10 protein-coding genes are annotated in these 7,220 nt (G+C 66.6%); 4 read left to right on the forward strand and 6 right to left on the reverse strand.

Annotation, left to right across the window (positions count from 1 at the left end; all coding sequences use genetic code 11):
- Positions 1-103: 103 nt before the first annotated feature.
- The 5 genes from arsA to JZ792_RS32780 are packed head-to-tail and all read right to left on the reverse strand — an operon-like array spanning position 104 to position 3,835.
- The gene (arsA, locus tag JZ792_RS32760; RefSeq protein WP_216916767.1) at positions 104-1,876 is read right to left on the reverse strand and encodes an arsenical pump-driving ATPase; all 1,773 of its coding nucleotides are present in this window, start codon (positions 1,874-1,876) and stop codon (positions 104-106) included.
- A 5-nt stretch (positions 1,877-1,881) separates the two neighbouring features.
- The gene (gene arsD, locus JZ792_RS32765; RefSeq protein WP_216916768.1) at positions 1,882-2,286 is read right to left on the reverse strand and encodes an arsenite efflux transporter metallochaperone ArsD; all 405 of its coding nucleotides are present in this window, start codon (positions 2,284-2,286) and stop codon (positions 1,882-1,884) included.
- A 14-nt stretch (positions 2,287-2,300) separates the two neighbouring features.
- Complete coding sequence (locus JZ792_RS32770) at positions 2,301-2,711, reverse strand: arsenate reductase ArsC (RefSeq protein WP_216916769.1); 411 nt, start codon at positions 2,709-2,711, stop codon at positions 2,301-2,303.
- A 15-nt stretch (positions 2,712-2,726) separates the two neighbouring features.
- Complete coding sequence (locus tag JZ792_RS32775; RefSeq protein WP_216916770.1) at positions 2,727-3,470, reverse strand: aquaporin; 744 nt, start codon at positions 3,468-3,470, stop codon at positions 2,727-2,729.
- Positions 3,467-3,835, reverse strand: a complete 369-nt coding sequence (locus JZ792_RS32780) for an ArsR/SmtB family transcription factor (protein WP_216916771.1) — start codon at positions 3,833-3,835, stop codon at positions 3,467-3,469. Before JZ792_RS32780 ends, JZ792_RS32775 begins: the two co-directional genes overlap by 4 nt.
- Positions 3,836-4,033: 198 nt before the next feature.
- On the opposite strand from JZ792_RS32780, the gene JZ792_RS32785 reads away from it, so the two are divergent.
- From JZ792_RS32785 to JZ792_RS32800, 4 genes are read left to right on the forward strand one after another with little or no spacing between them, the layout of a single operon-like run.
- Positions 4,034-4,390, forward strand: a complete 357-nt coding sequence (locus JZ792_RS32785) for a hypothetical protein (RefSeq protein ID WP_216916772.1) — start codon at positions 4,034-4,036, stop codon at positions 4,388-4,390.
- Positions 4,387-4,833 carry a MerR family transcriptional regulator gene (locus JZ792_RS32790; protein ID WP_216916773.1) on the forward strand — a complete coding sequence of 149 codons (447 nt, stop codon included), beginning with the start codon at positions 4,387-4,389 and terminating at the stop codon, positions 4,831-4,833. Before JZ792_RS32785 ends, JZ792_RS32790 begins: the two co-directional genes overlap by 4 nt.
- The gene (locus JZ792_RS32795; protein ID WP_216916774.1) at positions 4,823-5,149 is read left to right on the forward strand and encodes a hypothetical protein; all 327 of its coding nucleotides are present in this window, start codon (positions 4,823-4,825) and stop codon (positions 5,147-5,149) included. The genes JZ792_RS32790 and JZ792_RS32795 overlap by 11 nt, the downstream gene beginning before the upstream one ends.
- Before the next feature lie 11 nt (positions 5,150-5,160).
- Positions 5,161-5,496 (forward strand): YnfA family protein, encoded by a 336-nt coding sequence (locus JZ792_RS32800; RefSeq protein ID WP_216916775.1) that lies wholly within the window; start codon positions 5,161-5,163, stop codon positions 5,494-5,496.
- Between the two features lie 252 nt (positions 5,497-5,748).
- Here the strand turns inward: JZ792_RS32800 and JZ792_RS32805 are convergent, their stop codons facing one another.
- Positions 5,749-7,038, reverse strand: coding sequence for an IS256 family transposase (locus JZ792_RS32805; RefSeq protein WP_216916777.1), 1,290 nt, complete (start codon positions 7,036-7,038; stop codon positions 5,749-5,751).
- Between the last annotated feature and the right edge of the window lie 182 nt (positions 7,039-7,220).

Consider the following 7,220-nt stretch of genomic DNA (forward strand, 5'->3'; position numbering starts at 1 on the left):
GTGGCCGTGATCGGCTTGGTCCCGATCGCGGGGGAGTATTCAACTAATGCCTACTCGGGCCGGTGTTCGAGTGGACCTGCAAAAGCCCCGCGCCAGCCACGGCCTACACCGAGGTGGAGAGGTCGCTGGCGCCGAGGAGTTCGGTCAATGCCGCGACCCCGGTCGGGTCCTGGGTGCGGGCACCGACGACGGCCAGGCGGGTGGCGTATCGGGTGGCGACGGTGTGGATTTCGTCGCTTTCCCCGACGGCGCGGTGACGCAACAGCGGTGTGGTCGGACCGGCTGCGGCGACACAGTTGTTGATCACCCACGCCCACGGGGTGATGCCCGCGCGTTGCAGGTCGGCTTGGAGTTCGGCGGCTTCCAGCACCGGGGTTGTCTCGGCGAGGGTGACGAGCACGATCTTGGTCTGGGCCGGATCCTGCAACCGCATCAACGGTGTGGTGAACACCTGATGCTCACCCATCTGCCGGGCCACTTCGCGATGGTAGGAGCCTGTCGCGTCCAGCAGCAGCAGTGTATGTCCGGTGGGCGCGGTATCGACGATGACGAACCGGCGACGGGATTCGGCCACGACACGGGAAAAGGCTTGGAACACCGCTACTTCCTCGATGCACGGTGATCGCAGATCCTCGGCCAGTGCCGCCTGCCCTTGGGTGTCGAGGTTCGCGCCCTTGGTGGCCAGCACCCGTTGCCGGTAGGTTTCGGTCGCCTCGGCCGGGTCGATCCGGGAGACCTCGAGATTCGCCACGGCCTCGGGAAGCGTGGTGTGCAGATGTGCGGCGGGATCGGTGGTGGTCAGATGCACCTGGTGCCCGCGGGTAGCGAGTGCGACCGCGAGCGCGGTGGCGATCGTGGTCTTGCCGACACCGCCCTTGCCCATGCACAGGATCAACCCGTGCCCGTCCGGTTCGATCTCGTCGACCAGGCCCGCCAAGGGCGCGTCCAGCACAGTCGCCCCCTCTATATCTGCTGCGGGCACCGGTTCGGGGCGGGCGGTGAACAAGCCCTCGAGCGCGTCGACGCCGACGATATCGCCCGGGGCGAGTTCGATACGGTCACAAGGCAATTCGGCCAGTGATGCGGGCATCGCCTCGATCGCGGCTTGCTCGCGAGCATAGAGCGCGGCAGCGAGCGAATCATCTGCGCCGGTGTCGGGCAGCACAGCGTTGAGGACCAGGTAGCGGCCAGTGATGCCGGTGGCGGCGAGTTCGTTCGCGGTGCGGTCGAGTTCGGTCAGCGTCGAGGTCTGGGCCCGGGCCACGAGCACCAGGCGGCTGCGGGCCGGGTCCTGTAGAGCCGCGACCGCGACCGCGTAAGCGGCACGATGTTTGTCCAGGCCAGACAGCGGACCCAGGCAGGAGGCATCGCCCTTGCCCGTGTCGAGGAATTCGGTCCACGCGCCGGGCAGCCGCAGTAACCGGATGGTGTGGCCGGTGGGCGCGGTGTCGAACACAACATGATCGAAACCGTTGTCGCCGTCGCTGAGCAGGCTCGTGAATTCATTGAACGCGGCGATCTCGGTGGTGCACGACCCCGACAGCTGCTCGGTGATGGTCGCGATCTCTTTGGCGGGCAGCAGATCCCGGACCGGTGCGATGATGCGCTCGCGGTAGGCGTCGGCGGTCTGTGCGGGGTCGATCTCGAGCAGCGACAGTCCGGGCACAGATTCCAGCGCGGTCAACCTCGCTCCGACTGTGCGTCCGAAGACGTGTCCGAGGTTCGCGGCGGGGTCGGTGCTGACCAGCAGCACGCGGCGCCCACGGCGGGCCAGTGCCACCGCGGACGCGCACGCCACGGAGGTCTTCCCGACCCCGCCTTTGCCGGTGAACAGCAGGAATCGGGGTGCGTCGGTGAGGAATCCGGGTGCGGCCACGGCGCTCAGCAACAGCCGCTGTCGGGTTGACAGCCCTGGGTCTCGGACAACCCCAGCAGCGCAATGCCTGCCGGGGCGACCACAGCCTCGCTTGCCGACTCGACGGCCACCAGCCCTGCCCAGCCCGCGAGCTGGGCGCGGGTCGGGTAGCGGCCGGTCAATGCGGTGACGCCGTCCACGACCACGAGGGGAAGTCCCTCCGAGCCAGCGACTTCCAGGAACGCACGTGCGGTGTCGCTGGTGGCGAACGCCATCGGGTCACCGGCGAGGTTGTAGCGGGTCACCGCTGCGCCTTGCCTGCGCGCCCAGTCCATGTCGGCGGAGAATTCCACCAGGGCCTGGTCGAGGTCGGGGCCGCACACACCGGTGTTGCAACACAGCGCGGGTTCGAAGATCTCTACGGTCGGCACAACGACTCCCTCGTTCAGGCGTGGGTGGGCAGCAGTTCGGCGATGAGAGCTTCGACGCGTGCGCGGATATCGTCGCGGATCGGGCGTACCGATTCGACACCTTTGCCTGCCGGGTCCTCGAGTTGCCAGTCGCGGTAGCTCACCCCGGGCAGCACCGGGCAGGTGTCGCCGCAACCCATGGTGATCACCACATCGGAGGTCTCCACCGCGTCGTAGGTGAGGATCTTCGGGAACTGGGTGGTGATATCTATCCCGACTTCGCTCATCGCCGCGACGGCGGCGGGATTCAACGATTCGGCCGGGGCGCTGCCCGCCGAGCGGACCTCGATCGCCTCCCCGGCCAGATGCGCCAGGAAACCGGCGGCCATCTGCGAGCGTCCGGCGTTGTGGACGCAGACGAACAACACACTGGGTTTGGATGCCATGTGAGGGTGTTCCTTTCAGACTCGAGAGAGCTTTTCGGGCTCGGGGTTGTCGTGGGGAACCACGACGTTGTCCGCGGTCGCGGCGCTGCCGGGATACAGCCACACGATCAACCCCAACCCCAGCACCGCGCCCAGGACCTGCGCGCCGACGAAGGCCGGTACCGAGCCCGGCGCGATACCGGCGAAGGTGTCGGAGAACATCCGGCCCACCGTGACCGCCGGATTGGCGAAAGAGGTCGAACTGGTGAACCAGTACGCCGCACCGATATAGGCCCCCACCGCCGCCGCCGACATCGCCGCGCGGCCCGTGCGCGCCAGCGCGAAGATCACCGCCAGCAACCCCGCCGTGGCCACCACCTCACCGACCAGATGACCATCGGTGACCCGGTCATGGGTGGAGACCTGGAACGCGCCGACCTCGAACATCACATTGGCCAACACCGCCCCGGCCGAACACCCGGCGACCTGCGCGCCGATGTAGGCCAGCACCTCGCCGCCGCCGAGGCCGGTGCCGCGGCGACGTCCGATCCACCAATCCGCCAGCGAGACAACAGGGTTGAAATGCGCACCCGACACCGGGCCGAACACCAGAATCAGCACGCCCAGACCGAACACCGTCGCGGTCGAATTCTCCAGCAACTGCAAACCCGTATTCCCGGGGGAAAGTTGCTCGGCGGCGATCCCCGAACCGACGACCACCGCGACCAGCAACGCACTGCCCACGAACTCCGCGACCAACCGCCGCGCCAACCCGCTCATCGGTCACTGTCCGGCGCGGTGTCGGCCAGGAACGCCGACAATTGCTGCAAGACGGCGGGCTCGACCCGGTAGTACACCCACGACGCGCGGCGTTCACTGCTGAGCAGTCCCGCTTCGCGCAGCACCTTCAGGTGGTGCGAGATCGTCGGCTGGGTCACATCGATGCCCTCGGACAGGTCGCACACGCACGCTTCGTGGTCGGCGCGGCTGGCCACCGCGCTCAATACCCGCAACCTCACCGGATCCGACAACGCCTTGAACACCGCGGCCAGCGGCACGGCGGCCTCGGCCGAGAGCGGTGGGCGCACCACCGGGGACGGCGCGCACTCCTGCACCGGCGTGATCGCGAACTGCGACTTAGACATGGATCGATATTGACAGTTGTCGAACTACATCGCAAGCAAACACCGAGTGAACGCCCTTTCGGGCACAGCCAGGCACAACCGCCCGGCAGGTCGACCTCGCCGAGGGCGCTCAGCCGAGGACCGATCCCGGCCGGGCCGGTGGCCGCCCACAAATTCGGGGTTGCATCCGGTACGTGGGTACAGGCTTACCGTGAATTCATGACCACCGACGATCATTCCGATCTGATGATGAACCTCTCGGCGTGCACGCTACCGACCGTGCAACGCCCGACACGGCTGGCCGAATTCGACGCGTTCTTCGCCGACTCCGTGCGCACCGCCCGCCGCGCTGATTCCACGCGCCTGGAGTTGACACTCATCGACACCTCCGACGCCGAGCCGGTCGGGCGCGATCTCGCCGCGCGGGAGTCGACCTGCTGTTCGTTCTTCACCTTCACCTTCGAGGACACCCCGGCCGGGACGGTGATGCGGATCGAGGCACCCGTCGCCTACGTCGAGGTTCTCGACGCCCTCACCGAACGCGCCCGTGCCGCGCTCGCCGGGGCCGGTCGATGACCGGGATGCGCAGCGGTGAACTGGCCGCGGCGGCCGGGGTGAACGCCCAGACATTGCGCTACTACGAACGGCGTGGGCTGCTCGCCGAACCGGACCGATCCCTGGGCGGGCATCGGATGTATCCGGAGCAGGCACTGTCGGTGTTGCGGGTGATCAAAGCCGCCCAGCGACTCGGGTTCACCCTCGAAGAGGTCGCGGAGTTACTCGAAGCCACCCGGTTCGGGCATCGCCGGGCCGATGCCGGGTTGCAGGCCCGCGCCACCGCCAAACTCGCCGAGGTCGACGCCGAACTCGTCGAACTGACCGCAGTGCGCGACACCTTGCGCGCCGCGCTGGCCGCTGGATGCGACGACCTGCTCGCATGCAGCGAAAGCCCTTGCTGCCCGGTGCCCTTCGACACACACCCCACCACGATCACCGAAGGAGGCCGTTGTGGCTGCTGAACAGGGCAAGACCGCGCGCCGCTGGTGGGCACCGATCGGGCTCGGCGCGACCCTGTGTGTGGCGTGCTGCCTGGCCCCGATCCTGATCGCCGCCGGGCTGCTCGGCAGCGGGACACTGCTGGTGAGCCTGTCGTGGCTCGAACCCCTCGGATTCGCCCTGCTCGCGATCGGTGTGGCCGGACTGATCTGGTCGCGGACCCGCGCCCGTCGCACCGGCTGTGCCACCGAGTCCGGCACCACCGATCCCGGCGGGTGCGCCAACGCTGGATGCGGCTGCGCCACCCACCGCCGCGACGCGGTGACCTCGCTTTCGTAGGCTCGCCGGTCATGACCGTTGCGCGTTCGATCCTGTTGTTCGTCCTGGCTGCCGTCGCCGAGATCGGCGGTGCGTGGCTGGTCTGGCAAGGCGTGCGCGAACACCGCGGCTGGGTATGGATCGGCGCCGGTGTCATCGCGCTCGGGCTGTACGGGTTCGTCGCCACCCTGCAACCGGACGCGCACTTCGGGCGCATCCTCGCCGCCTACGGCGGCGTCTTCGTCGCCGGATCACTGCTGTGGGCAATGGCCTTGGACGGATTCCGTCCCGACCGCTACGACCTCGCCGGTGCCGCCCTGTGCCTGATCGGCGTCGCCGTCATCATGTACGCACCCCGGCCCGCCTGACCCGACCGAGGGAACAGTCCCTCGGTGCCGAGCCGACCCGACGGACCATCACGCACCTCCGCCACGAGCGTCCACGTCCGCCGATTCCTGACCGGCGGCTACCGTCCGATCCCGGCCGGTTTGCGGGCCAGCATCAGGGAAACCTCCCGATGTAGGCATCGACCGTCCACACTTTCTCACTGACCGAATAAGTTTCCACCACTGATGCATAAATGGGGTCTGTATCGCCAAGGGTGTTTCCGGCGGTTTCTCTCAGTAGGTTTGGGCGTCGGGCCAGCGGTCGGCGAAGGTGATCGCGAACGCATTCAGGGCTGGTTTCCAGCGCATGGTCCATCGTGCCCGACCCGCCCCGGTCGGATCCAGTGACCGGGTCACCAGATACAGGCATTTCAGCGCGGCTTGCTCGGTGGGGAAATGACCACGCGCCTTGATCGCCCGCCGGTAACGCGCGTTCAAGGATTCTATGGCGTTCGTCGAGCAGATCACCCGGCGTATCTCGACGTCGTAGTCGAGGAAAGGAATGAATTCCTCCCACGCGTTCTCCCAAAGACGCGTGATCGCAGCATATTTGGGTCCCCACTTCTCGGTGAGTTCATCCAGTGCCGTCCGGGCCGCGGCGGCATTGACCGCGGTGTAGATCGGTTTCACATCCCGACGCAACGCGTCCCAATCCTGACGGCCCGCCAGCCGGAACGTATTCCGAATCAGATGAATGATGCAGGTCTGCACCGTCGCCAACGGCCACACGTTCCCGACCGCGTCGGGCAGCCCTTTCAATCCATCGCAGACCAGGAAGAACACATCCTTGACCCCGCGGTTGCGGATATCGGTGAGCACGGCCAGCCAGAACTTGGCGCCCTCACCACCGGTGCCGGCCCACAACCCGAGGATGTCCTTCTCGCCGTCGACCGTGACCCCGATCGCGGCGTAGATCGGACGGTTCGCGACCTGACCGTCCCTTACCTTGACGACGATGGCGTCGATGAACACGGCCACATAGATTTCGTCCAGCGGCCGGGCCGACCATTCCTGCATCTCCGCGACCACCTTGTCGGTGATCCGCGACACCGTCTCCTTCGACACCGAGGCACCATAGATCTCGGCGAAATGCGCCGAAATCTCCCCAGTGGTAAGGCCTTTCGCATACAACGACAACACGACCTCGTCCACCCCGGACAGGCGTCGTTGACGTTTCTTCACAATCTGCGGCTCGAAAGACCCGTCCCGATCCCGAGGCACCTCGATCTGCACCTGCCCGGTCGCCTCGGTCAACACCGTCTTCGAACGTGTCCCGTTACGCACATTGGTCGAGTCCCGATCTGCGGGAGCTCCGCCCTTGTCGAAGCCGAGGTGTTCGGTCATCTCCTCGTTCAACGCGGTCTCGAGGACGGTCTTGGTGAACTGTTTGAGCAGTCCGTTCGGACCGGTCAACGACAGACCCTGTTCCTTGGCCATCCGCACCAACTCCTGGGCGGCCAACTCCTCGGCCGAAGCCTCGACCGAGCTCTTCTTCCTCGTCACGGCATCAAGTGTCGCCATCACAGCACCTTCCCGCTGAGCAACGCTCAGCGAATCAGGCCGGAAACACCCAAAAATCGGCTCTGGCTCACTTCCGGTGGTAGCCGCGTTGCTAGGCCAGGAGGATGCGGTGGCGGAGGAGTCGGAAGCTGGCGCGGCCATACATTTGTCGTTTGATCAGTTTGGTTTTCGTGTTGACGCCCTCG

This window comes from Nocardia noduli (assembly GCF_019038455.1).
GTDB classification, from domain to species: domain Bacteria; phylum Actinomycetota; class Actinomycetes; order Mycobacteriales; family Mycobacteriaceae; genus Nocardia; species Nocardia noduli.